At 65.4% G+C, this 22,717-nt stretch carries 17 protein-coding genes; 11 read left to right on the top strand and 6 right to left on the bottom strand.

What is annotated here, in order from left to right; all coding sequences use genetic code 11:
* Nucleotides 1-3 precede the first annotated feature (3 nt).
* The 4 genes from kdpB (at nucleotide 4) to VMJ11_RS26640 (ending at nucleotide 4,252) form a co-directional block, all read left to right on the top strand.
* Nucleotides 4-2,154 (top strand): potassium-transporting ATPase subunit KdpB, encoded by a 2,151-nt coding sequence (gene kdpB, locus VMJ11_RS26655; protein ID WP_325623371.1) that lies wholly within the window; start codon nucleotides 4-6, stop codon nucleotides 2,152-2,154.
* Between the two features lie 3 nt (nucleotides 2,155-2,157).
* Entirely contained in the window at nucleotides 2,158-2,739 is a 582-nt protein-coding gene (kdpC, locus tag VMJ11_RS26650; RefSeq protein ID WP_325623369.1) for a potassium-transporting ATPase subunit KdpC, read from the top strand.
* Nucleotides 2,740-2,944: 205 nt separating this feature from the next.
* Nucleotides 2,945-3,643, top strand: coding sequence for a response regulator (locus tag VMJ11_RS26645; RefSeq protein WP_325623367.1), 699 nt, complete (start codon nucleotides 2,945-2,947; stop codon nucleotides 3,641-3,643).
* A 192-nt stretch (nucleotides 3,644-3,835) separates the two neighbouring features.
* Nucleotides 3,836-4,252 carry a universal stress protein gene (locus tag VMJ11_RS26640; RefSeq protein WP_325623452.1) on the top strand — a complete coding sequence of 139 codons (417 nt, stop codon included), beginning with the start codon at nucleotides 3,836-3,838 and terminating at the stop codon, nucleotides 4,250-4,252.
* Nucleotides 4,253-4,276: 24 nt separating this feature from the next.
* Here VMJ11_RS26640 and VMJ11_RS26635 read toward each other — a convergent pair whose 3' ends face one another.
* A complete protein-coding gene (locus VMJ11_RS26635) occupies nucleotides 4,277-5,458 on the bottom strand; it encodes a sodium:proton antiporter (protein ID WP_325623365.1) in 1,182 nt (393 codons plus the stop codon).
* Between the two features lie 469 nt (nucleotides 5,459-5,927).
* Here VMJ11_RS26635 and araD point away from each other — a divergent pair, with 469 nt between their 5' ends.
* From araD to VMJ11_RS26615, 4 genes are all read left to right on the top strand, one after another.
* Complete coding sequence (gene araD, locus VMJ11_RS26630) at nucleotides 5,928-7,688, top strand: L-arabinonate dehydratase (protein WP_325623363.1); 1,761 nt, start codon at nucleotides 5,928-5,930, stop codon at nucleotides 7,686-7,688.
* A 27-nt stretch (nucleotides 7,689-7,715) separates the two neighbouring features.
* A complete protein-coding gene (locus VMJ11_RS26625) occupies nucleotides 7,716-8,453 on the top strand; it encodes a ribonuclease activity regulator RraA (RefSeq protein ID WP_325623361.1) in 738 nt (245 codons plus the stop codon).
* A gap of 130 nt (nucleotides 8,454-8,583) precedes the next feature.
* Complete coding sequence (locus VMJ11_RS26620) at nucleotides 8,584-9,867, top strand: MFS transporter (protein ID WP_414694482.1); 1,284 nt, start codon at nucleotides 8,584-8,586, stop codon at nucleotides 9,865-9,867.
* A 157-nt stretch (nucleotides 9,868-10,024) separates the two neighbouring features.
* The gene (locus VMJ11_RS26615; protein ID WP_325623358.1) at nucleotides 10,025-11,098 is read left to right on the top strand and encodes a LacI family DNA-binding transcriptional regulator; all 1,074 of its coding nucleotides are present in this window, start codon (nucleotides 10,025-10,027) and stop codon (nucleotides 11,096-11,098) included.
* 57 nt (nucleotides 11,099-11,155) lie between these two features.
* Here VMJ11_RS26615 and VMJ11_RS26610 read toward each other — a convergent pair whose 3' ends face one another.
* Nucleotides 11,156-12,148, bottom strand: a complete 993-nt coding sequence (locus VMJ11_RS26610; protein ID WP_325623356.1) for a 2-hydroxyacid dehydrogenase — start codon at nucleotides 12,146-12,148, stop codon at nucleotides 11,156-11,158.
* A 68-nt stretch (nucleotides 12,149-12,216) separates the two neighbouring features.
* A complete protein-coding gene (locus VMJ11_RS26605) occupies nucleotides 12,217-13,572 on the bottom strand; it encodes an MFS transporter (protein WP_325623355.1) in 1,356 nt (451 codons plus the stop codon).
* 135 nt (nucleotides 13,573-13,707) lie between these two features.
* Here VMJ11_RS26605 and VMJ11_RS26600 point away from each other — a divergent pair, with 135 nt between their 5' ends.
* Nucleotides 13,708-14,862, top strand: a complete 1,155-nt coding sequence (locus VMJ11_RS26600; RefSeq protein WP_325623353.1) for a citrate synthase family protein — start codon at nucleotides 13,708-13,710, stop codon at nucleotides 14,860-14,862.
* 156 nt (nucleotides 14,863-15,018) lie between these two features.
* Here VMJ11_RS26600 and VMJ11_RS26595 read toward each other — a convergent pair whose 3' ends face one another.
* The 3 genes from VMJ11_RS26595 to VMJ11_RS26585 all read right to left on the bottom strand — a co-directional run bounded on the left by VMJ11_RS26595 (nucleotide 15,019) and on the right by VMJ11_RS26585 (nucleotide 19,202).
* Nucleotides 15,019-16,053: an SGNH/GDSL hydrolase family protein gene (locus VMJ11_RS26595; protein ID WP_325623351.1), complete on the bottom strand. Its 1,035-nt coding sequence runs from the start codon at nucleotides 16,051-16,053 to the stop codon at nucleotides 15,019-15,021.
* A 384-nt stretch (nucleotides 16,054-16,437) separates the two neighbouring features.
* Entirely contained in the window at nucleotides 16,438-17,796 is a 1,359-nt protein-coding gene (gene qhpG, locus VMJ11_RS26590) for a flavin-dependent monooxygenase QhpG (protein WP_325623349.1), read from the bottom strand.
* Between the two features lie 293 nt (nucleotides 17,797-18,089).
* The gene (locus tag VMJ11_RS26585) at nucleotides 18,090-19,202 is read right to left on the bottom strand and encodes a purine nucleoside permease (protein WP_325623348.1); all 1,113 of its coding nucleotides are present in this window, start codon (nucleotides 19,200-19,202) and stop codon (nucleotides 18,090-18,092) included.
* Between the two features lie 301 nt (nucleotides 19,203-19,503).
* Here VMJ11_RS26585 and VMJ11_RS26580 point away from each other — a divergent pair, with 301 nt between their 5' ends.
* Nucleotides 19,504-21,417 (top strand): potassium transporter Kup, encoded by a 1,914-nt coding sequence (locus VMJ11_RS26580; protein WP_325623346.1) that lies wholly within the window; start codon nucleotides 19,504-19,506, stop codon nucleotides 21,415-21,417.
* 255 nt (nucleotides 21,418-21,672) lie between these two features.
* Nucleotides 21,673-22,182, top strand: coding sequence for a DUF1269 domain-containing protein (locus tag VMJ11_RS26575; RefSeq protein WP_325623344.1), 510 nt, complete (start codon nucleotides 21,673-21,675; stop codon nucleotides 22,180-22,182).
* Nucleotides 22,183-22,717: the final 535 nt, after the last annotated feature.

The raw sequence follows: 22,717 nt of genomic DNA, 5'->3' as shown, positions 1-22,717 counted from the left end.
AGCATGACTACGTCCGGTCAACAGCCTGCCCATCGTCCCGACAACCTCGGTCAGGCGCGCACGGCTGCGCGCTCGATGTTCGACCCGGTGCTCGTGAAGCCCGCGATCGTGGAGTCGTTCAGGAAGCTCAAGCCACGCACGCAGTTGCGCAACCCCGTGATGTTCTGCGTGTACGTGGGCAGCATCCTGACGACGATCCTTTGGTTCGCCGCGCTCGCGGGCCAGGCCGAGGCGCCGGCAGGCTTCATTCTCGCCATTGCGCTGTGGCTGTGGTTCACCGTGCTCTTCGCCAACTTCGCCGAAGCGCTTGCCGAAGGCCGCTCGAAGGCACAGGCGGCGTCGCTTCGCAGTGCGAAGCACAACGTGATGGCGAAGAAGCTCAACGAGCCGCATCCGAAATCGCCGGTCACGATCACGACTTCGACCGACCTGCGAAAAGGCGATGTCGTGCTGATCGAGGCGGGGGACACGATTCCCGCCGACGGCGACGTCATCGAGGGCGTCGCGTCGGTCGACGAATCCGCCATCACGGGCGAATCCGCGCCGGTGATCCGCGAATCGGGCGGCGACTTCTCGTCGGTGACGGGAGGCACGCGCGTGCTCTCGGACTGGATCGTCGTGCGCGTATCGGTCAATCCCGGCGAGGCTTTTCTCGACCGGATGATCGCGATGGTCGAAGGCGCGAAGCGCCAGAAGACGCCAAACGAGATCGCGCTGACGATCCTGCTGGTGGCGCTCACGCTCGTGCTGCTCTTCGCCACCGCGACCTTGCTGCCGTTCTCGATCTTCTCCGTCGCGGCCGCACAGGCGGGGCATGTCGTGACCATCACGGCGCTCGTGGCGCTGCTGGTCTGCCTGATTCCCACCACCATCGGCGGGCTGCTTTCCGCCATTGGGGTGGCGGGCATGAGCCGGATGATGCAGGCCAACGTGATTGCAACCTCCGGGCGCGCCGTCGAGGCGGCCGGCGACGTGGACGTGCTGCTGCTCGACAAGACCGGCACCATCACGCTGGGCAACCGGCAGGCGTCGGCCTTCGTGCCCGCACCGGGCGTTTCGGAACATGACCTCGCGGACGCGGCGCAGCTCGCATCGCTTGCCGACGAAACGCCGGAGGGCCGCAGCATCGTCGTGCTGGCGAAGCAGCGCTTCAATATCCGCGAGCGCGACATGGGCGCGCTGCACGCGACGTTTCTGGGCTTCACGGCGCAGACACGGATGAGCGGCGTCGATCTGCCGGAACGCGAAATCCGCAAGGGCGCATCGGATGCCGTCAAGCAGTATGTCGAGGCGAACGGCGGCCGGTATCCGGGCGAAGTCAACACCGCGGTGACCGACGTGGCGAGGCGCGGCAGCACGCCGCTCGTGGTCGCGGAGAAGCCGGGCGCCCACGGCAGCACCGGCGGTGGGCCGGCCCGCGTGCTCGGCGTGATCGAACTGAAGGACATCGTCAAGGGCGGCATCCGCGAGCGCTTTGCCGAACTGCGCAAGATGGGCATCCGCACGGTCATGATCACCGGCGACAACCGGCTCACGGCCGCGGCCATTGCCGCGGAGGCTGGGGTAGACGACTTCCTCGCCGAAGCCACGCCGGAAGCCAAGCTCACGATGATCCGCTCGCACCAGACGGCCGGGCGTCTCGTGGCGATGACGGGCGACGGCACCAACGACGCGCCCGCGCTCGCGCAGGCCGACGTCGCGGTGGCGATGAACACCGGCACGCAAGCTGCGAAGGAAGCGGGCAACATGGTGGATCTCGATTCGAACCCGACGAAGCTGATCGAGATCGTCGAGATCGGCAAGCAGATGCTGATGACACGCGGCTCGCTCACGACATTCTCCATTGCGAATGACGTTGCGAAGTACTTCGCGATCATTCCGGCGGCCTTCGCCTCGACTTACCCGAACCTGCGCGTGCTCGACGTGATGCACCTGACTTCGCCGTCATCGGCCATTTTGTCGGCGGTGATCTTCAACGCGCTGATCATCGTCGCGCTCATCCCGCTCGCGCTCAAGGGCGTACGGTATCGTGCGCTCGGCGCCGCGGCTGTGCTGCGCCGCAATCTGCTGATCTATGGTCTTGGCGGAATCCTGATGCCATTTCCGTTCATCAAGCTGATCGACATGGTGATTACCGCATTTGGATGGGCCTGAATCATGAACAACTTATTGCGACCCGTGGTGGTGTTGTTCGTACTGCTGACTGTCATGACGGGCGGCATCTATCCGCTCGTGGTGACGGCGGTCTCGCAGGCCGTGTTCTCGCATCAGGCCAACGGCAGCCTGATCGAGGAGAATGGCAAGGCGGTTGGCTCCGCGCTGATCGGCCAGCAGTTCGACGCGCCGCATTACTTCTGGGGGCGGCTGTCCGCGACATCGCCGAACCCGTATAACGCGCAGAATTCCGGCGGCTCGAACCTGGGTCCGACGAACCCGGCGCTTGCCGACGAGGTGAAGGGGCGCATTGCCGCGCTGCATGAGGCCGATCCTTCGAACACGGCTTCGATCCCGGTGGATCTCGTGACCTCTTCCGGCAGCGGTCTGGACCCCGACATCAGCCCGGCTGCGGCGGCATATCAGGCCGCGCGCGTGGCGAAGGCACGGGGGCTGACGCTCGAGCAGGTCAGCGGGCTGATTGCGCAGAACACTTCAGGGCGGCAGCTTGGCGTATTCGGCGAGCCGCGCGTGAATGTGCTGCGGCTCAATCTCGCGCTTGACGAACTCAAGCCCGTGCACTGAATGTGCCGATGCGGGCGAAGCGCGGCGCGCTGGCTGGCGTTGCCGCGCACGCCCGTCAAACTTGCGACCATGCCGCGACAGCGCTGCGCAAACACGAAAGTGATCATGACGGGACGCGAATTGCCGGCGCGCCATGAGTGCAGGGGCACCCTGTGCGCCGGTTCACGCAAGCGCCTCGGCGACGCGACGAATCGTACCTGAGGCCATGAGCGAGCCAACCGTCAACGTTGTTCTGATCGAGGACGACAGGCATATCCGCCGCTATGTGCGAGCCACGCTGGAGCGCGAGGCGATGCGTGTATTCGAGGCGGACACCGGGCAGGAGGGGCTCGCCATTGCCGCGACTGCCAGGCCCGATCTCGTGATCGTCGATCTCGGCCTGCCCGACATCGATGGTCAGGATGTGATCCGGCAACTGCGCGGCTGGTCCTCCGTGCCGGTCATCGTGTTGTCGGGGCGCACCCGGGAAGAGGAAAAGGTGGGGGCGCTCGACGCCGGCGCGGACGACTATCTGACCAAGCCCTTCGGTGTCGCCGAATTGATGGCGCGAATCCGGGCACAGCTGCGCAGGCAGGAGCGCTGCATGACCGCGGATTCGGCAAAGGTATCCTTCGGCGCCGTGACGGTCGACCTGACGACGCGATCGGTGCTGCGAGACGGTGAGTCCGTTCATTTGACGGCAATCGAATACCGTCTGCTGGTCGCACTCGTACGTCATGCTGGCCGTGTGCTGACCCATCGACAGCTTCTGGAGGAGGTCTGGGGACCCGCGCATGCGGAAAACGCCAACTATCTTCGGATCTATATGGCGAACCTTCGCCACAAACTCGAGCGGGAACCTGCTCGACCCGAATACATCGTGACGGAGACCGGTGTTGGCTATTGCCTCGTGGGTGTGAGGTGAGTTCCGGCGAGCCGCTCTGGACCAGCCGCACGAATCTACGCCGAGCAGCGCAGACATCATCCGTGACACGAGGTGGCGTTTCGATGTTAATGACATTTTTATACGCCGCTCCCGTACTTTTACGTCATCCTGACGATGCCCGTGCTTCAATCAAGCTGAGAACGCCGCATTGGCGTGGACTGGAGGCTGGTTGTGCTGAAACTACTTATTCCCGTGCTCGGTGCCAGAGGGGCAACCGAAGCGGCGCGTCACGGAGCGTTCCTGTTTTCCGAGCGATGCGTCTCCGAGGTCGAGATCGTCGAAGTGCTCGACGATGTGGCGCAGGGCCGTGCCCTGGCGTTTCATTCGGCGGCAACGCTGCATAGACGGGAGAAACAGGCGGCGCTCGATGCGCTCATGCAGACCCGGGCGATTCTCGACGATGCCGGCGTCCCGTACACATGGAAACGCGTGTTCGGCCCTCCGGAGCGGACAATCGCGCAGTGCGCGGCAAAGGGGCATGCGGATATCGTGGTGCTGGACGCAAGTCGCCTTGGCTTCTTTCACAAATGGACCATCCTCGCCAGGCTCTGGCGGCTGACCTCAACACCGGTCACGATGCTCCACTGAAATCCGCGCCACGCTCCGGTAGCGTCACACGATTCGCAGTCGCCGCAGCAGCAGTGCCATCGTCGTGCCCTGAACGAAGATCGAAAAGGCAACCACGGCAAAGGACAGCGTCACGATTTCCTCTCGACGAGGCACGCCGGGCGGCAATCCCATCGCAAGGGCCAAAGCCAGGGCGCCGCGCATTCCGCCCCAGAACAGGATGTGTTGATGCCGCACGTCGATGCGAAGGGACGAGCGCGAGAAGAGCGCACAACACGGGTACACAGCCACGGCGCGCGCAAGCATCACAACCGCCACGGCGATGCCGATCGACAGCCACACCGTGTCGTACTCGCGCTGAGCCTGCTGAATTCCAATGAAGAGGAAGATGAACGAATTCGCGGCGAATACCGTGTATTCGAGCACGGTTTCAACGGCTTCGCGTCCCTTCTTCGTCATGGGATTCACCGCGTTGCGCGTTCCCATCACGAGGCCCGCGACCAGTGTCGCCAGCACGCCGGACAGGTGGAGATTCTCGGCGAGCAGAAACGAGCCGTAGGCCGCGATCATCGCAAACGTCATTTCGACCAGATGATCGTCGGTGCGGTGTAGCAATGAGAGCGCGACGTTGCCGATCAAGAGGCCGCAAAAGACCGAGCCCAGGAGCACGATGGCGGAGATGCGGAACACGTCGATCAGGTGAACGTGCATGCCCCCGACGAATGCCAGTACGACGCGAAAGCCCGCTGCCGCCGTCCCGTCGTTGAACAGGCTTTCCGCCTCCATCAAATGCCTGAAGCGGCCCGCCACGCCGGCTTCCCTGAAAGTCGCAAGGACGGAGACCGGGTCCGTGGCGGCGATCAACATACCGAACAGCAGCCCGGAGATCCATTCCCAGTGCAGCAGGTAGTGCATGCCCATGGCCGTCACGCCCGCCGACACCAGCACCCCGACAATAGCTAACGTCTGGACCACGGCGAAGTCTCTGCGGACTGCGTCCCACCGCATGTGAAACGCAGCCTCGAAAATGAGCGGCGGCAACAGCACGTTGTAGATGAAGTCCTTGTTGAGGGGAATAACGGGAAATCGCGAAGAGGCCAGAAAGGAGAAGGTGATGCCGGCGATAACCAGACCGACGCTGTACGGCATGTGCAAGCGGCGCACGAGCATGGCCACCAATGCCGAAACGAGCAGCAGCAGTTCGAAGAGGCCGACGTTGAAGTCCATGCGGTGGGCTCCGGTCGAGGGAAAGCGGGGCGTTTCGCTACGGCTGGATCGATATTGCCGACGGTTGGCGCTGCTGTGCGAATCCCGCAGGGTATTCACTACGCCGTTACCAGATCATACGTAGGTAAAGAAGGTAAGGCCGCGCTGACTGCTCGCCCAGGCTTCGGCGATGCATGCATCGATGCCCGGGAGGTTCGACGCACGAGCGCATGACGCGAGGCGGCGGGCAAGATCCGCAAGTCGCGCACACGCCTGCTGATCGGGACGAGGTTCAGGGCACAGACAGGTTCGCGCCCGCCGCAGCGCGCGCTTTGCCGTTTCCGCGAGGCGAGTGCCGCGCCTCCGTATTTCCCCCAGCATCGCGCCACCGATGATAACGCTACCATTGCTCTCACCTCGTCGCCGACGGCCAACTGGAGCCCGCCGGATTCCGGCGGCTTTTTTTATCCGCTGGAATGGTAGCGTTATCATGGAGAACACCTTGTCCCAAATCCGCAAGAAGCCTGAAGAGCTGCGCAGCTACCGCTGGTACGGCGTCAACGACCTACGCTCGTTCGGCCACCGCTCGCGCACGGCGCAGATGGGCTATCACTCGTCCGACTACATGGGCAAGCCGGTGATCGCCGTCGTCAACACGTGGAGCGAGATCAACTCGTGCCACACGCACTTCAAGCAGCGGGTGGAAGACGTGAAGCGCGGCATCTGGCAGGCGGGCGGGTTCCCCGTGGAGATGCCGGTCATGACGCTCGCCGAGCCTTTCCAGAAGCCCACAACCATGCTCTACCGCAACTTCCTCGCCATGGAAACGGAAGAGCTGCTGAAGTCCTACCCGTTCGACGGCTGCGTGCTGATGGGCGGCTGCGACAAGACCACGCCGGGCCTCCTGATGGGCGCGATCAGCATGAACCTGCCGGCCATCTATCTGCCGGCCGGCCCAATGCTGCGCGGCAACTGGAATGGCCGCACGCTCGGCAGCGGCTCGGATACGTGGAAGTACTGGGCCGAACTGCGCGCGGGCAAGATCACGGAAGACGAGTGGAAGGGCATCGAGAGCGGCATCGCGCGCTCGCCGGGCCACTGCATGACGATGGGTACCGCTTCCACGATGACGAGCGCCACCGAGGCGCTAGGCCTCACGCTGCCCGGATTCTCGTCCATTCCGGCAGCGGACTCGCGCCACGCGCAGTACGCGTCGCTCACGGGTCAGCGCATCGTCGAGATGGTGTGGACCGACCAGAAGCCCTCGGACATCCTCACCGCCAAGGCCTTCGACAACGCCGTGACCACGGTGCTCGCGATGTCGGGTTCGACCAACGCGATCGTGCACCTCGTGGCCGTCGCGCGCCGCGCGGGCATCGATCTGACCACGGCGCGCTTCGACGAACTCGCGCGCATCACGCCCGTGCTCGGCAATATCCGCCCCGCGGGCCAGTATCTGATGGAAGACTTCTATTACGCGGGCGGCCTGCGCGCGCTGCTCGTGGAGCTGGGCGAACTGATCGACGGCACGCAGATGACCGTCAACGGCAAGACACTCGGCGAAAACATCACAGGCGCCGAGATTTTCAACGACGACGTGATTCGCAGGCGCGGCAACGCGCTCGTCGCGCGCGACGGCCTCGCGGTGCTCACCGGCAATCTCGCGCCGGACGGCGCCGTGATCAAGCCCGCGGCAATGGAGCCGCATCTGCTCAAGCATCGCGGCGCCGCGATCGTGTTCAAGGACTACAACGACATGGCGGCGCGCATCGACAGCGACGACCTCGACGTGAGCGCCGATTCCGTGATCGTGCTGCAGCACGCGGGTCCCGTGGGCGCGCCCGGCATGCCCGAATGGGGCCAGTTGCCGATCCCGCAGAAGCTGCTCGAGCAGGGAGTGCGCGACATGCTGCGCATTTCCGATGCGCGCATGAGCGGCACGAGCTACGGCGCCTGTGTGCTCCACGTCGCGCCGGAATCGTTCGTGGGAGGCCCGCTCGCGCTCGTGAAAGATGGCGACATCATCGAGCTCGACGTAGCGGCGCGCCGCCTGCACCTGCATGTGAGCGAGGCCGAACTCGCCGGGCGCAAGGCGGCGTGGAAACCGCCGAAGCGGCCGTTCGAGCGCGGCTTCGGCGTGATGCACCAGTTGCACGTGACGCAGGCGAACAAGGGCTGCGATTTCGACTTCCTCGAAACGCCGGACGTCGAGAGTTGCGAAAGCCACGCCGGCGAACCGGAAATTCACTGATAGCCTCAATCCACCATTCGACCCATCATGAACGCATCGAACCACCCGGTGAGCGACGCCGCGCTCGAGCAACTGCGTCACGTGAGCACCGCGACGCTCACGACCCAGCTTTTCAAGCGCGGCCTGCGCAACGTATTTCTTCAGGGCGTGGCGCCGCTCGTCAAGCCCGCGCCCGGCGCGCCGAATCTCGTCGGGCCGGCGTTTACGCTGCGCAATATTCCGGCGCGCGAGGACCTCGACCACGTGGGCGTGTTCCAGAACCCGGACCACCCGCAGCGCAAGGCCGTGGAAACGGCGCCCGCCGGCAGCGTGCTCGTGCAGGATTGCCGCGGCGATCGCACGGTGGCATCGGTGGGCTCGATCCTCGCGTTGCGGCTCGCGAAGCGCGGCGTGGCGGGCATGGTCTCGGACGGCCCCGTGCGCGACAGCGGCACGATCGCCGCGCTAGGCCTCCCCATCTGGTGCACGGGGGCGAGCGCGCCGCTCAATCTCGCGAAGCATCACGCCGTGGATATGAACGTGCCGATCGCCTGCGGCGGCGTGCCCGTCTATCCGGGCGACATCGTCGTGGCCGATACCGATGGCGTCGTGATCGTGCCGCGCGAAATGGCCGAGGAGGTGGCGCGCGACGCCACCGGGCAGGAGCAGCTCGAAGCGTTCATCACGGAGCGCATCGAGGCGGGGCGCCCGCTGCGCGGCACGTATCCGCCGGACGAGGAGACGCTCGCCACGTATCGCGAGTGGCGCGCGCAGCAGGCGAAGTAACGCGGTTGCCGCGCACGCGGCCTGCGCAAGACGACACTACCCATAACAAAGGCCCGTGACGGTAGCGGGCTCAGGAGACTTTGTGAACGACGTCACTGCCGCGATCGACGAGCCTCGTCTGATCAACCGCATGGGCTGGCGGCTGATGCCGCTGCTCGGCGTGCTCTATCTGGTCGCGTACATCGACCGCTCCAACATCAGCTTTGCGAAGCTCCAGATGCTCGGCAGCCTCGGGCTTTCGGAAGTGGCGTACGGGCTTGGCGCTTCGCTGTTCTTCATCGGCTACCTGATCTTCGAGGTGCCGAGCAATGTCCTGCTCCACAAGTACGGCGCACCGCGCTGGATGGCGCGCATCATGTTTACATGGGGCGTGGTGACGATCCTGCTCGCCTTCACGCAGAACGCCACGATGTTCTACATCCTGCGCTTTTTGCTTGGGGCTTCCGAAGCGGGGCTTTATCCCGGCGTGATCTACTACCTCACGCTCTGGTTCCCGCAGCGCCATCGCGTGCGCATGCTCGGCTATTTCACGGTGGGCAGCAGCCTCGGCAACATGATCGGCGCGCCGATCTGCGGCTGGCTGCTCGACAAGGGCGGCCTGCTCGGCCTGCAAGGCTGGCAGCTCGTGTTCGTGGTCACAGGCATTCCATCGGTACTGCTGACGATCGTCGTGCTGTTCCTTTTGCCGAAGTCGCCGCAGCAGGCGAAGTTTCTCTCGGATGGCGAGAAGCGCTGGCTCACGCATACGCTCACGACCGAGAGCACGGCTGCGCGCGGGCAGGCGCGCCACGGCTCGGTGCTCAGCGTATTCACGGAGCCGCGCGTGCTCGGCATGGCGCTCTACTACATGATGCTTTCGATTTCCGTGTATGGCGTGAGCTACTGGCTGCCGACGCTCGTGAAGGGCTTCGGCGTGAGCAACACCACGAACGGCCTGCTCAACATCATTCCCTGGCTGATGGCGACGCTCGTGCTCGCCACGCTGCCCTCGCGGCTGCGCGCAAGCAATCATGCAACCATCGCGATGCTGGTGTCGGCGCTGCTCGGCACGGCGTTCTTCCTTTCGTCGGTGTTCCTGCCGGGCCATGCGTTGCGCTTCGCCGCGCTGTGCCTGGGCGCGCCCTGCATGTATCTGCTGATTCCGTGCTTCTGGACGCTGCCGCCGAAGTTCCTCTTCGGCGCGCGCGCGGCGGCAGGCATCGCGGCGATCAACTCGCTCGGCAATATCGGCGGCTTCATCGCGCAGAATCTCGTGCCGTTCGTCAAGGAAGCGACGGGCAGCACCAGGGCGCCCATGCTCGTGCCCGCTGCATGTATGGTGATCTTCGCTATGGTCACCGCATGTCTGTTGCGACGTGGCGAGCGCTCGCCGCAATCGGTCGAAGGCACGCCGGTCCCGAACAACGCGCGTTAGCCGGCCGCAGGCGGACCGGAAAGCGCGACTTGCCTGGGAAAACTAATCGAATGCGGGAGACGACGGCTCCCGCCCGATGCGCGGCGAGCCGCGCGCCACGGCTCGCGAGACCGTATTCGTTACAATAAGCGCGCCGCGCCCACTCCTCTCCACATTCATGGCAACCATCAAACCCGCTGCTCCGAACGTCGATCACACGGATGCCACCGTGCGCACCAAGCGCACGCGCGGCGGCCCGAAGGGGCTGCGTATCACCGACGTCGCGGCGCAGGCGGGCGTTTCGCCCATCACGGTCTCGCGCGTGTTCAATAACCCCGAGTCGGTCGCGCCGGAAACGCTCGAACGCGTGCGCCAGGTCGTGCAGAAACTGGGCTACGTGCCCAACCGGCTCGCGGGCGGCTTGTCGTCGGCGCGCTCGCGCCTCATCGCGGCCATCGTGCCGACCGTCTCGCATTCACTGTTCTCGGAAACCATCCAGGTGTTCAGCGAGACGATGTCGCGCGCGGGTTATGAAGTGCTGCTCGCGTTGAGCGGCTATAGCGCGTCGAACGAGGAGAGCCTGCTCGACGCGGTGTTGAGCCGGCGCCCCGAAGGCGTGCTGCTCACGGGCGTCGCGCATACCGATTCGCTGCGCGAGCGGCTCAGGAACGTCGGCATTCCCGTGGTCGAAACGTGGGACATGACCGATACGCCTATCGACATGCTGGTGGGCTTCTCGCACTACCGGATCGGCGCGGCGGTGGCCGGACATTTTCTCGAGCGCGGCGTGCGCCGTCCCGCGCTCATCTCCGCCAACGACGCGCGCGCGCTCGCGCGGCGCGCGGGCTTTCGCGAGCGGCTCGCGCAGGCGGGCATCGAGGACGTGCCTGAAGAACTCGTTGCGCCGCCCAGCTCGGTCGCGGTCGGCAAGCGCGCGCTGCCGCAACTGATCGCGCGCGCAAAAGACATCGACGCCGTGTTTTGCGGCTCCGACCTGCTCGCGATCGGCGCGCTGGGCGCCGCGCGGCAGTTGGGGTTAAACGTGCCCTCGCAACTGGCGATCTGCGGGTTCGGCGATCTGGAATTCTCGACCGAAACCACACCGCAGCTGACGACGGTGCGCGTGGAAGGCACGCGTATCGGCGTGAATGCCGCGCGCTTTCTGCTCGACCGCCTGAGCGGCGAGACCCATGTGGGCGAGCGGCGCGCGCTCGACGTAGGCTTCACGATCGTGCCGCGCGAATCGACTTGATCGCGCCGCTTGCCCTGGCTTTGCAAGGGTTGCCCGCGATGCAACCTTGGGTCCGGCTCAGGCAACTGCGGTCGCCGGCGTGACACCTGCCTTTGCGCGCTCCGATGCGTGCAACGGCGCCGTGCGCGGACTGGCAATGCCGAAGTGGCTGGCGAGCGCATCGACGACGTTATCTGCCATGCCGGTGCGCGTTTCTTCGGTAGCCGAACCAATATGCGGCGTGAGCACGACGCGTGGGTTCTCGATCAGCGCCTGCGGGACGTGCGGTTCGTGCTCGAACACGTCGAGCGCCGCGCCGGCCACGCGATTTTCGGCGAGCGCCGCGATCAGCGCCGTTTCGTCGACCACCGGGCCGCGCGCGATGTTGACGAGGAAGCCATCCGGGCCTAGCGCATCGAGCACGGCCGCATTCACGAGGTGATGCGTTTGCGGCGTGAGCGGGCAGGTGAGGATCAGCATGTCGCTATCGGCGGCGAGACGGGTCACGTCGTCGTAGTACGGCAAGTCGACGGACTTGCGGTTCGGCCCGTAATACGCGATCTGCGAGCCGAACGCCTGCAGCCGCTTCGCAATCGCCGCGCCGATCGTGCCGAGCCCGACGATGCCGACCTTCATGCGCGAGAGGGAGCGCCCAAGCGGCATCGCACCATACTGCGGCCACTTGCCGGCGCGAACGTACGCGTCGGCCTGCACCAGATCGCGAGTAATGGCGAGTGCGAGCCCGATCGCCGTGTTCGCGACATCTTCCGCAAGCACGCGCGACGCGTTCTCGATGCGGATGCCGCGCGCCGTCGCGCTTTTCACGTCGAGATTGTCGAGGCCGGCGCTGTAGCTCGCAATGATTTCCAGCGCGGGCAGTGCGTCGAGAAACGCCGCGTCGATTTTGGTCTTGCGCAGCGCGATGCCGCGAATGGACGCGCCGTGCCGCGCGAGGAATGCGGCCGCTTCAGTGGGCTCGTCCGGCAGGTCGAGAACCGTGAAGAGTGAAGCGAGTTCCGCCTGTGTGCGCTGCGGCAGCTCGGCCGCGTTGAGAATGACGGGCTTGGACATGATGAGTCGATGAATCCTTTCTTCGTTCGATGCGTAACTTCGGTGTGCCTGCCGGTTCAACGGCGCGTTCAGTTCACTTTCACGCGTTCGATCCGGCCCATGAACACCAGGTAGACCAATGCGGCGACCACACAGTGTGCCGCGACAAAATAAAGTCCTGCCGTGTAGCCGCCCGTTGCCTGCACGATATAGCCGAACACGATAGGCGTGACGATGCCGCCGATATTGCCGATGCAGTTGAAGATCGCACCGGCGAGGCCAACGGCTTCGCGCGGCGCGGTGTCGCTCGCAATGGCCCACGTGCCGGCGCCGGCGGCCGCGCCCTTGCCGAAGAAGGCGAGCGTCATCAGCAGAACGATCACGGCGTTGCTCTCGGTGAATGCGGAGAACACGATGCAGCCGCCCACCGCCATGCCGACGATGTACGGCGTCTTGCGCGCCCAGGTGACGCTCCAGCCGTGCCGGATCAGAAAGTCCGAAATCGCGCCGCCCGCAATGCCGCCGAGAAACCCCGCGACGGCCGGCAGCATCGTCGCGAAACCGGCCTCCATGATGTTCATGCCGCGCGCCTGGACGAGGTAGATCGGAAACCACGTGATGAAGAAATAGCTCAACGCGATCGCGCAATACTGGCCGATGTACGAGCACCACAGCATGCGGTTGCCGAGCAGCAAGCGCAGCGTCTTGCCCGACGGCACGGGACGCGACAGGCGCTCGTGCGCCGAATCGATGTCGATCATCGCGCCGCCTGCGACCAGCCGGTCGAGTTCGGCCTGCGAGATGCGCGGGTGCTTGCGCGGCTCGTGCATGACGACCGCCCAGACCCCGGCGCAAGCAATACCGATCAGCCCGAGCGCATAGAACGGCGCGGGCCACCCGTACTTTGCGGTCAGCCAGCCGGCGAGCGGCGAGAAAATCGCCACGGCGAAATACGATGCGGATGCAAACAACGACGTGGCGAGGCCGCGCTCTTGTGTGGGGAACCACATCACGGTCACGCGGCTGTTGGCCGGAAAGCTCGGTGCCTCGATCAGCCCGAGCGCGAAGCGCAACGCGAAAAGCAGACCGAGCGCCACGGAGAGATCCGCCGTCACCTTGCCGATAACGCCGACCAGTAGCGTCGCAATCGACCACAGGACGATCGTGGCACCGTACACGGTTTTCGTGCCCAGGCGGTCGAGCAGCATGCCGCCCGGTATCTGCCCGATCACATAGGCCCAGCTGAACGCCGAGAGCACGTAGCCGAGTTGAACATGGTTGAGCCCGAATTCGCGGGCGATGCCCGGCCCGGCGATCGAGAGGATCGCGCGGTCGGCGTAGGCAACCGTCGCGAGCAGCAGGATGGCTGCGAGAATCGTGAAACGCGTGCGCGTGACGCGCGCGGCTTGCGTGGGGGCGTAGCTGGCGGTCCTCTGCGTGGACATCGATGTCTCCATCTATGATTATTGATATCCGCACCCGCAAGCCGCATGGACACGCGCGGTCCGGATCTGACTGTATTTGACGCACGCCGGGAACGGGCGTCAACCTTGATTGAGACAATCAACGTGAAAAACTGGATGACTCAGGAGGAGGCCTGCAGCGCACTGGGCGTGCGCAAGCAGACGCTGTACGCCTATGTGAGCCGTGGGCGCATCGAGGTGCGCTGGGATCCGGAGCACGTGAGCCGCAAGCTGTATCGCAGCTCGGATGTCGCGGCGCTGAAGAAAAAGCGCGACCTCGGGCGCGCTCACAAGAGCATCGCGGCGAGCACGATGGCGTGGGGCGAACCGATCATCAACACGCGCATTTCCACGGTCGTCCGCGGGCGGCTTTACTACCGAGGGGGGGACGCGGTCGAACTTGCGGGCCGCGCGACCCTGGAGGAAGTCGCGCAACGGCTATGGGACTCCGATGTCTTGCCGGTCTTTCCGACGGTGCGCGACGACGTGCCGGTTCCGACGGCTGCGCCGCCACGCGCGCGGGTGTATGCGTCGATTGCGCTCGCGGCCGCGGATCGCAGTTCGTGCGGTTCGATGAACGCCGGGCGCCTGAACGACGAGGCGGCCACGCTGGTTGGCCGGCTCGCCAGCAGCTTCGTCACGCTCGACGACGAAGGGCCGCTTCATCTGCGTCTCGCGCGCGCATGGCGCTGCGAAGCGCGGGCGGACCTGCTGCGGCGTGCGCTCGCGTTGCTCGCGGACCAGGAGCTGACGACATCGGCGTTTGCGGCCCGCGTCGCCGCATCGACCGGTGCGTCGCTCGGGGCGTGCATGCTGGCGGGCCTCGCCGCATTGTCGGGACCCTTGCACGGCGACGCCGCTTTGCGCGTGCAGGCGCTGCTCGGCGAAGTGCGCAAGAAGGGCGTCGAAGCGGCGGTCGAGCGATGGCTCGCCCGCAACGGGCCGTTGCCGGGATTCGGCCACGAGCTTTACCCGCAGGGCGACCCGCGCGCGACGGACCTGCTCGCGGTGTTCGAAACGCCTGCCGAAGTGCGCGCGTTGATCGACCACGTGCGCGAGACGAGCGGCCTCGCGCCCACCATCGACATCGCGCTCACCGCGCTGGCCGGACACTGCCGCTTGCCGGAAGACGCGGTGTTCGCGATGTTCGCCATTGGCCGCAGCGTGGGCTGGATGGCGCACTCGATCGAGCAGATGACAAGCGGCACGCTGCTGCGGCCACGGGCCAACTATATCGGGCCGGTTGCTGCAGAAGGCGGCGATAGTCAGTAGTCCACCACAAGGGAAGCGACGCGGCTGGCGCGGGCCGACGCTTTGTGGCTGGCCGGCCGGAGACGGCCGCCGCCCACAATGTAATTAGGCATGCGAATGATAAGACATCGTGCGCTGCTGCAGACGTCGCACGAAAATCGAACGGGCCTCGACCGTTCAGTGGCCCAACCCGCTGGCGGCGATCTGCTGCTCGACGAACCGGGCGAACAGAGTGTGCAGGCGGGTAGTGGGATGAAGGTCGTCGGCAAACATGTATGTCTGATCGGCATTGGACGCGGCATAGGTGGGCGGCGAGCAAAGCAGAGCCGTGTCATCGGGCGTTTTTTTGGGGTCGCAGGCCTGGGCCGTGTTGGACACGGCAAAGCCGTTCGCCTGGAAGTTCGCGATGAGCTGGGTCACCCAGGTATAGGCGTCGACTTCGATGACCTTGCCTTGCAGGCCATCGGACTGCAGTGCGCCGTTCAAGGTGGCATTGAAGAGTTGCGACAACTGGATCAGGTTCGCGCCGCCATCGGATTGCGCAAGCCCCTTGGGCGAGAGGCCGATGTTCGGAACGTTGACCACCACGACGTGCGTGGCGCCGTTCTGGACGATCTGCCCGACGATCTGTGCCAGCGTCGTTGCTGCCGCTTGCACGGTTGCCGTGGCGGCCGGCGGCGAGCCGGCGCGCAGCACGTCGTTCGCGCCGGCCCAGACCAGCACGAGCTGGCCTGAATTGAAGCTTCCATGAGCAGCGAGATAGCTCGACACCTGCTGATTGACGGGCATTTCGACATTGCCTATCACGTCGGTGAGGAAGTCGTACTGGTTGGCCGGCGTGGCGACCGTCGAGCCGCCCTCCGCGTAGCCATACCCGTTTTGCGCAGTCAGCTTGTGATCGAAGCCGATGGTGAACGCAGCGTTCAGCGTGTCCCCATAATATTGCGCGACATCCTGGCTCCACACCTGGCCGGGGTTGGTCGTGAAGCGGCCACCGCCCACGGCGCTTGCAATTGGCGCGTAGGTTCCGACATCGGAAAGGCTGTCGCCGAACGAGACGATCTGCAACTGGACACCGCCCGGCGGGGTGCTCGTGCTACTGCCTGTGCTGCTACTTCCACCGCCGCCACCCCCGCCGCCGCCGCATGCTGCCAGCAGCGCAATCAGAAAGGCAGAAATTGCATGACGAACCCGGTATTCGATTGTTGACATTGCTCCCCCTTGCCGCTCGCTGCGGTCATGACCCGCACGGGTCGCGTTTCGGAGAGCACATGACGTGCCTGGGGCAAGCGGACGATCAAAAGGAATGCGCGGCTTCCGTGCTCAGGGCGGTGAGGATTCATGGCGCGTCGCCGCTTCGCGCTGTGTAGCGCCGCGTGGCCACTGGCGTCCGCGGTCAGCAGGTCGGCCAGTGAGGAAGCCTCCTGACGCCGCTGCGCGAGGTCAATGCTGACCGCAGACCGTATGAGGACTTGTGGATTGCTCTACGCGTCATGCGTGGCTAAAAGTGCGCTCTGTCAAGGCCGAAGGGCGTGGAAATACCAGGCGCCGTCGATTAGCAAGACGAAGTAATAAGTAGTACGTCGCAAACCAGCGTCAAGCGAAACGCTCGGGGTAGTCTTGCATCGTGAGCCAGTGGCGCAGCAGCCTCGCCTGGTCGGCATCGAGCGATTTGAGCACCTGTTCAGCGGGCTCGTGGCGTAGCGCCTCGACGACCGGCGCGAGCGCCGCGTCGCAGAGGTGCCAGATGCCTAGCGGCTGGTCCGGGCTTGCGACCACGTCCGCTTCGGCAATCAGGCCGCTTTCGATGACGGGCGCGCGTTCCACGTTCAGCTCGTTGAAGTCGGCGCTCACATGAGCGGGCTGGTCGTCGGGCCATGCGCTGCGCGTTTGCCAGAACGGCTGCGTGGTCCAGCGCTGTTCGAGCGCGTAGACGTCGCGTCCGGTGCGTGCAAAGCGCATGAACAGTTGCTCGATGCGCTGCTGGTGAAAGCGTAGCGCGAGCGGCGCGCGCTCGGGCCGCGCGAGCAACGTGTGGATCACGGCGGGCGCCTGCAGCGCGGAGGTGAGCGACTGGAAGATGCCGTTGCCCGCGAGCGGATCGACGGCCATTGCGGCGTCGCCCACGCGCAGCCAGTTGTGGCCGCCGGTACGGCCGCACAGTGTGGCGGTGCTGCTGCGCGCGTAGAGGCGCGCGTCGTTCGCGGCGTCGCCGGCGAAGAAGTCGCTCGCAAGCGGCGAGTGCCGCATGCGCTCGCAGAACATGAGGAGTTCGTCACGTTGCGGCAGTTCCGGGTTCGCCACGTCCAGCGTCAGTTGCCAGTAGCAGCGGCCATCGCGCAGCCGCGCCATCCACGCCCAGCCGGCCGGCAGGCTTTCGACGGCGGTGCCGCTCGCGCCGGGTCGGCCGCTCCACACGTTCAGCAGGCTCAGCGTTTGCGGGCCGCGTGTCGCGTCGCGCAACAGCGGCGCGAGACGGCCGCGCGCCTCCACCAGAAAATCCGCACGCAACGTGAGCGGGCCATCGACCATTTCGACCATGAGGTCGTGCCCCACGCTTGACGACTGCAACGAGCGCACGTTCGCCTCGATGATATCCACGCCCGCAGCGTTCAGGTCCTCGCGCAACGCCATATCGAACGCACGCCGGTCGACGAGGAATTCGGCGTCGAGCGTTTGCAACGCGCCATTCCAGAGTGTCGTGCGCACGCTCGGCCCTTCGCAGCAACTTGCCGCACGGTGCAGGCCCGCGCGGCGCAACGCTTCTATCACGCGCGCCGATAGCGACTCCGCGGCGTCGAAACGCCGCCAGTCGCTCACCACCTGCACGCGATAGCCGAGCGCAGCAAGCGAGCGCGCGACGGCGGCGCCCGCAGGCCCCGCGCCGAGCACGACGATGCTGGCCGCGCTCATGATGCGCGCAACGGCCCGCGGGGGAGGAGTGGAATCGTGCAAGCCGTCCTCCTTGGAATCATGGTGCATTGCTTCGACACTCGACACTCCGGCGCTGCGCTTCGGATGAGCGAAGCCTAATCTGGCATAGATGCCGCGATAAATCTATCAGGTCAAAGGCGAATTTCGATGGCACAAGCTCTGTGTTTCGATGCGCGATAGGCATGAACGATCGTGCGCGGTAATTGCTTTGCGAATAGGCGATGCGTAGCACGTACGGGTACGCGTGCCGCATGGGCCGCAATCATCACAGGGATGCGTGGAGACAAAGCGGGGACAGTGCGCGCACGATGTCATCAATGAGGCGAGGGCACGCCTTCTTGCCACTCGCTCCAATGAGCGACGATGGTTCGCACGAGCGGATAGCCTGCGCGATAGAGATTTTCCAGCGCGGGCTCGAAGCCGCCCTGACCCGCATAATTCAGCAGATTCGCGGCATTCGACTCGCCCGCATAAGGCCGATCGAAATCCGAACCGGCACGCAGCACGGCCACGCGATCGAGATCCACGCGCTGCGCACGCGCCGCGCGCCTGAGTGCTTCAAAGGTGGCGTTGTCTTCCTGCTGGGTCATGCAATAGACACCCTTGCCGCCCGTGAGCTCGCGTGTGAATTCACTGGCTCTTGCGCCGAGCGCCGTGCCCGACCACCAGGTATCGTCGGCGACCGAATCGCAACGGATCACGCCTGGCGGGCGATTGGCCGGCGCGTAAGCATAGTTCGCGCGTGCGGCTTGGGCCTGGGCGCTGTCGGCCAGCGCGACGTTGCGCGAGAGCGCCCAGGCCGCGGCGGTGAGCCTCGGGTTGAGGCGGAATACTTCAGTGTGATAGTCGAGCGGCGGCTTTTCGGCGGGGCTTTTCGTATTGATGCCAAGGTAGCCTGTGCGCCATCCGGGCGGGCGTGCGTCGCCATCGATCTCCCATTGCAGGCCGAAATCGACGAGCCAGTCCGACCACGCCGCCGAGCCCAACGTGCCGCGCTCGGGATTCACGCCCGCAATGCCGGCGATCAGGAAGTAAGTCCTGCGCAGGTCGAACTGCGGCGCGAAGGCGAGGGCCATGGTCGACGCGGCGGCGTTCGCGTGCCCCATGCCGGTCGTCATCACGCACACGTCGTCGGCGTTGCATTGCACGGCAGGATAATCGGGCGAGAGGCCCGCAATCGTCACGGACTCCCAGGGACCGAGGCGATCGAGCCAGGTCTTCGCTTCCGGTGCGAACATCGTGACGATCATCACCTTCACCGGGCGGCCAGGTCCGCTCGCGCCCGCTTGCACGAAGGCGGGTAAGGCGGTGGCGCCTTGCAGCGCGGGTGACGCGGGTGGCGGCCCCGACGTGCAGGCCGCCATCGCCATCGCCGTCACCATCGCCATCGCCATCGCTGCGCGCAGGTGGGCAGGGCGCTTTCGCATTGTGTCGCTCCTTGTGTCGTTGTTGTGTCGTTGTATTCGTATCCGGCCGCCCGATTGTTCGGGCGAATGCGCTCGGCTATGACAGTTTCGCGAAAGCGGAGCGCGTCGCGCGCCGTTGCGTTACGTGCAACGCATTTTCGCCTGGAATTCCTATACTTCCTCTAGCGCACTCCCGGCAGGGATCGGCCCGTACGACGCTCAGGCGGCCACGCTGACACAGCGGAAACAACCCGACGAAAGAACCAAAGCAATACGGCTGCGCGGCCGTTCTGGCTCGCGCGAAAGCATCAGGAGGGGAGACATGGCACATTCCGCATCCGCGCCGGCGGACGCCCATCTCGGCGATTCCGGCCCGGCGCTTCCGGCACTCGCGCTCGCCGCGCTCGGCGTGGTCTATGGCGACATCGGCACGAGCCCGCTCTACACGCTCTCCACCGTGTTCGACCCCTCCAACGGCCTCGTGCTCAATGCTTTCAATATCGTAGGCATCGTGTCGCTGATCTTCTGGTCGTTGATGATCGTCGTCTCGCTCAAATACGTTGTCCTGATCCTGCGCGCGAACAATCACGGCGAAGGCGGCATCATGGCGCTGCTCGCGCTCGCCGCTTCTTCGGTGGCGTCGCACCGTCGCCTGCGCCACGCGCTGCTCGCCGTGGGCGTGATGGGCGCCGCGCTCTTCTTCGGTGACAGCGTGATCACGCCCGCAATCTCCGTGTTGAGCGCCGTGGAGGGGCTGGAGGTCGCGGAGCCCGGTCTCAAGACCTACGTGATTCCCGTCACGCTCACCGCGCTCATCGTGCTGTTCGTCACGCAAAAGCGCGGCACCGGCGGTATCGGCGCCGTGTTCGGGCCGGTGATGGTGCTCTGGTTCGTCGTGATCGGCGCGATGGGGCTCGTCAACATCCTCTCCGCACCCGTCGTGCTGGTCGCACTCGATCCGCTGCAGGGCCTCGCGTTCTGCATGCATCACCGCTGGCTCGCCTTCGTCGCGCTCGGTGCGGTCGTGCTCTCGCTCACGGGCGCCGAGGCGCTCTACGCCGACATGGGCCACTTCGGCAAGCGGCCTATCCGCCTCACGTGGTTCGGCGTGGTGTTTCCCGCGCTCGCGCTCAACTATCTCGGCCAGGGCGCGCTGCTGCTGACGAATCCCGGTGCGGTCCAGAACCCGTTCTACCGCCTCTTCCCGCAATGGGCGATCCTGCCGATGATCGTGCTCGCCACGGCCGCGACCGTCATCGCCTCGCAGGCCGTTATTTCGGGTACCTACTCAATGGCCATGCAGGCCATGCAGCTTTCCTTTCTGCCGCGCATGAACATCGTGCATACGTCGGAGCGCGAGATCGGGCAGATCTACGTGCCCGGCATCAACTGGGTCCTGCTGGTCGCCGTGGTCGCGGCGGTGCTCGGCTTTCGTTCGTCCACCGCGCTCGGCTCCGCGTATGGCATCGCCGTGACGGGCACGATGCTCATTACGACGTTGCTCACGTTCTTCGTCGTGCGCTATGCGTGGCATTTGAACTGGCTGCTGTGTGTGTTCGCCACGGTGTTCTTCTTCGTGATCGACGCCACGTTCTTCTCGGCGAACCTGCTCAAGATCGTGGACGGCGGCTGGTTCCCGCTCGTGATCGGCGCGCTGATGTACACGGTCATGGCGACCTGGGGGCGCGGGTGGGAAATGATGATGGCCGAGGCGCGCGTGCGCGCCGGCAAGACGCCGCTCAAGCCTTACCTCGCTTCGCTGCTCGCGAGTGATCCCGTGCGTGTGGGCGGCACGGCGATCTTCCTCACGCCGAACGCCGACGCGGTGCCGCATGCGCTCATCAACAACCTGCGGCACAACCGCGTGCTGCACGAACGCGTGGTGTTCCTGAGCGTGCTGACGACGGGCCTGCCGTGGATGCCCGAAAGCGAGCGCGTGCAGGTCGAGCCGCTGTGCCCGGGCTGTTATCACGTGACGGTGAAATACGGGTTCAAGGACGAGGTGGATCTACCGCGGACGCTGGCGGCGTACAAATCGCCGGAGTTCACTTTCAATCTCGACGATACATCGTGGTTCCTGAGCCGCGCGGTTGTCGTGCCCATTCGCGGGCACGGCATGTCGCTCTGGCGCGAACGCCTGTTCGCTGTGATGCTGCACAACGTGGGCAATATCGCCGCGTTCTTCAAGCTGCCGGCCAATCGCGTGATCGAAGTGGGGGCGCGCGTCGAGATTTAGTGACGCACGGCCCGCGCTTGCCGGCTGCGCGTTTTCAGGGCGCGCGGGTTGCGTTGTCTTTTTCTGGCGGGTTCGCGTTTGTCGAGCGGGCGAAGGTCCACGTGCGGGCGCGCATCGGCATGCAGGAAGCGAGACGCGCGGATATCGCGCTCAGGTCATTTCGGGCTGTCGCACGGGATCGAAGTCAGGCGTAGCATTTGCGGAATCAGGCGGTAGTAAATGACCCAAGCGACCGAATGATCGAAGGAGAGCATTATGAGACGCCTCTATTTCCTCGCCCCCGACACGAGCACGGCGCAAGCGATCGTGGACGATCTACTGCGCGCGCGTATCACCTGGCGCCATATTCACGTGCTCGCCAATCACAGCGTGGGGCTTGAACGCTTGCCGGAAGCGTCGCTGCTGCAACGCAGCGACGTCGTGCATGCGCTGGAGCGCGGCGTGGCGTTTGGCGCTGCAACCGGCGCGCTGGTCGGTCTCGTGGCGCTGGCGTTTCCGCCTGCCAATCTCGCCATCGCGGGCGGGACGGTCGTCATGCTGACGCTGGGCGGCGCGGCGTTCGGCGCCTGGACGGCGGCGATGATCGGCGTCGACGAGCCGAATACACGGCTCGCGCGATTTGGCGGAGCGATCCACGACGGCCAGCTGCTGGTCATGGCCGACGTCCCCGGCTCGCGTGAAGCGGAGATCGAGGAGCGCGTGGCCCAGCACGTTCCGCGCGCCGATGTCGAAGGCGCCGAGTCGACGACTCCGATCTTTCCCTGAAAGGTAAAGGGTGCACGGCGGCTGGCTTTGATGCGGCGCTGCGGGCTTCGGTTCATCAGGCTGACGCCTGGCGGTTCGTACCGTTGTGTTTGCTGAAGCTGCCAGTCGTGCCCCGTTTTCTTGACCCGCTGCGCCGGGCGTGTGGGCCGGACGGGTAGCTTCGGACGGCAACTCGTGCCGAGCACCCCTAGACAAGAGCCCCGGACAAGCACCCGGACAAGCACCCGGACAAGCACCCGGACAAGCACCCGGACAAGCACCCGGACAAGCACCCGGACAAGCACCCGGACAAGCACCCGGACAAGCACCCCGGACAAACACCCCGGACAAACACCCCGGACAAACACCCCGGACAAACACCCCGGACAAGCGGCCTCGTGCAGCCAACTCCCGCGCGGGCCCCCCGGGTGGGCAGCATCAGGCGGGCAGCCTCCCGACGAGCAACCGCCGGCCGCCAGCACCGCGCGGTGCTCCGTACAACCGGCCAAAGCCCGGCCGGCCGCGCCAATTCCCTGCCGAATCCCGCATTTTGACC

Source organism: Paraburkholderia sp. (genome assembly GCF_035501035.1).
GTDB lineage: Bacteria > Pseudomonadota > Gammaproteobacteria > Burkholderiales > Burkholderiaceae > Paraburkholderia.
The sequence above is the reverse complement of the archived record's forward strand: the minus strand, read 5'-3'. Positions and strand labels throughout refer to the sequence as shown.

What these genes read in the sequence shown, in the direction of transcription:
- VMJ11_RS26635 (WP_325623365.1), bottom strand. Translation starts at nt 5,458, where the DNA reads ATGGACTTCAACGTCGGCCTCTTCGAACTGCTGCTGCTCGTTTCGGCA.
- araD (WP_325623363.1), top strand. Translation starts at nt 5,928, where the DNA reads ATGGAGAACACCTTGTCCCAAATCCGCAAGAAGCCTGAAGAGCTGCGC.
- VMJ11_RS26595 (WP_325623351.1), bottom strand. Translation starts at nt 16,053, where the DNA reads ATGTCAACAATCGAATACCGGGTTCGTCATGCAATTTCTGCCTTTCTG.
- VMJ11_RS26615 (WP_325623358.1), top strand. Translation starts at nt 10,025, where the DNA reads ATGGCAACCATCAAACCCGCTGCTCCGAACGTCGATCACACGGATGCC.
- VMJ11_RS26585 (WP_325623348.1), bottom strand. Translation starts at nt 19,202, where the DNA reads ATGCGAAAGCGCCCTGCCCACCTGCGCGCAGCGATGGCGATGGCGATG.
- kdpC (WP_325623369.1), top strand. Translation starts at nt 2,158, where the DNA reads ATGAACAACTTATTGCGACCCGTGGTGGTGTTGTTCGTACTGCTGACT.
- VMJ11_RS26645 (WP_325623367.1), top strand. Translation starts at nt 2,945, where the DNA reads ATGAGCGAGCCAACCGTCAACGTTGTTCTGATCGAGGACGACAGGCAT.
- VMJ11_RS26580 (WP_325623346.1), top strand. Translation starts at nt 19,504, where the DNA reads ATGGCACATTCCGCATCCGCGCCGGCGGACGCCCATCTCGGCGATTCC.
- VMJ11_RS26575 (WP_325623344.1), top strand. Translation starts at nt 21,673, where the DNA reads ATGAGACGCCTCTATTTCCTCGCCCCCGACACGAGCACGGCGCAAGCG.
- VMJ11_RS26620 (WP_414694482.1), top strand. Translation starts at nt 8,584, where the DNA reads ATGGGCTGGCGGCTGATGCCGCTGCTCGGCGTGCTCTATCTGGTCGCG.
- kdpB (WP_325623371.1), top strand. Translation starts at nt 4, where the DNA reads ATGACTACGTCCGGTCAACAGCCTGCCCATCGTCCCGACAACCTCGGT.
- VMJ11_RS26605 (WP_325623355.1), bottom strand. Translation starts at nt 13,572, where the DNA reads ATGTCCACGCAGAGGACCGCCAGCTACGCCCCCACGCAAGCCGCGCGC.
- VMJ11_RS26600 (WP_325623353.1), top strand. Translation starts at nt 13,708, where the DNA reads ATGACTCAGGAGGAGGCCTGCAGCGCACTGGGCGTGCGCAAGCAGACG.
- VMJ11_RS26610 (WP_325623356.1), bottom strand. Translation starts at nt 12,148, where the DNA reads ATGTCCAAGCCCGTCATTCTCAACGCGGCCGAGCTGCCGCAGCGCACA.
- VMJ11_RS26625 (WP_325623361.1), top strand. Translation starts at nt 7,716, where the DNA reads ATGAACGCATCGAACCACCCGGTGAGCGACGCCGCGCTCGAGCAACTG.